Source organism: Porcincola sp. LCP21S3_C12, assembly GCF_052118625.1.
Classification (GTDB): Bacteria; Bacillota; Clostridia; order Lachnospirales; family Lachnospiraceae; genus Porcincola.
In genome coordinates this window covers 1-1,613 of sequence record NZ_JBQKGW010000058.1, presented here as the reverse complement: position 1 = coordinate 1,613, position 1,613 = coordinate 1, and the positions used below count along the sequence as shown (strand labels likewise).

1 protein-coding gene is annotated in these 1,613 nt (G+C 45.8%); it reads left to right on the top strand.

Translation table 11 applies throughout. The annotated features are described in order from the left end of the window. Positions 1-852: 852 nt before the first annotated feature. Positions 853-1,524: a carbohydrate-binding domain-containing protein gene (locus ACTQ1N_RS12590; RefSeq protein WP_441956998.1), complete on the top strand. Its 672-nt coding sequence runs from the start codon at positions 853-855 to the stop codon at positions 1,522-1,524. The last annotated feature ends 89 nt before the right edge of the window (positions 1,525-1,613 follow it).

Genomic DNA, 1,613 nt, shown 5'->3' with positions numbered 1-1,613 from the left:
AAATCTGGCATCTGGTGTACAAAATTGGCGTTTCGTTTACAAATATGCAGTTTTCAATTTACAAACAAGCATCTCGCCTTACAAACTGGCGTCTCGGATTACAACTCAGCCGTTAATATTTGCGGTCTTGGACATAAAATCACCTCCTGATTTCATTGTAATGCGGATGTGAAACATATGCAATCATTTTTGCGCGACGGGCTTTGACGGCATGAGCCTGATCGAATGTTCGGATTCCTTTGCGGCGGTCTATCTCGGAAACTGCACTACGACCACTGAACCCAAAAAGGGGGAGCCCAACTGACTCTGAATCTGATAACGATGAGAACGGTGACTACTGCAAGGCAGCAACACAGGAGAATATGGATAACTGGTGAATAGCTGTCCCGGACCTCTGTAGATTTGACATAGGGTACATATGGATGAAAGATAGATATAGATAAAACTATGAACAAAATCATAAAAATGCTGAAAAACACAAGTATCGACGGAACGAAGATTTTTGACGAGATGAAAGATACTGGGACAACCCGTATGTGCCTGAAAAGAATATCATAGCAAAAGCTGGTTTCAGGTATATCGGAGGATTTTCAAAAATACACTAAATAAGGCATCAAAATACTTTGAGGTTCCAGTTTGAAACCTCAAAAACAAAAAACCGGGCGTTATGTCCGGTTTTTCTTTACTCTTATTCCGCACGATCTTGCGTATTAAACTTGACAACATGTGCAACATTTCTCCTTTTAATTTGACTTAAGGTTGATCCTCTATAACAGCCCTATCAGTTCAAACTGAATCAATCAGGCTGATACGGAACCTGTTGTTCACCAGATAGAAAGAGAGGACCAAACCATGAAGAACAAATTTTTCAGAGCACTTTTCCCGGCAGCTGTCCTTGGACTGTCCATCATGCTGACAGCCTATGCCGCCAATTCTTCAAACGCGTCAGAGACGACGGCAGCATCAGAAAGTACAGCCGATTCAGAAACATCCAAAGCTGCTGATGCGGCAGATGGAGCGGCCGGAGAGGAAAATTCGTCCAGCGATGAGTGGTATTCAGATCGTGACATGGAGCAGAGCCCGGACACGACAGACGCACAGACAATCGAGGTGGCAGGCGGACAGACCCTGTCCATCACAGAGGAAGGAACGTACATTCTCAAGGGGACTGGATCAGACTGCACGGTTCTGGTCAATGCACCGGAAGCCAAGGTGCAGCTCATCCTGGACAATGTGACAGTAACCAATACGTCGTCTCCGGTCATCTATGTGCTGGATGCGGACAAGTGCTTTGTCACGACGGCGGAGGGCAGCGAGAACTCACTCACGGTGTCCGGGACATTTACGGAAGATACAGAGAACGATGTCAAGACAGATGCCGTGATCTTCTCAAAGTCCGATCTGACGCTGAACGGGAAAGGGACGCTCACAATCAGCTCGACTGACAATGGCATCACGTCAAAGGATGAGCTGACCGTCACGGGCGGCACGTATAACATAACTGTTGTCCGGCAAATTAAATGATGTCCCATCCGGCAGATTATTTCGCGCCGATTTTGGATTTCTACAGATGTGTCAGTCACTTTAAAAGTAACTGTTTCTGCGAATTGTTT

Coding starts and splice junctions, on each gene's coding strand:
- ACTQ1N_RS12590 (WP_441956998.1), top strand. CDS start 853: ATGAAGAACAAATTTTTCAGAGCACTTTTCCCGGCAGCTGTCCTTGGA.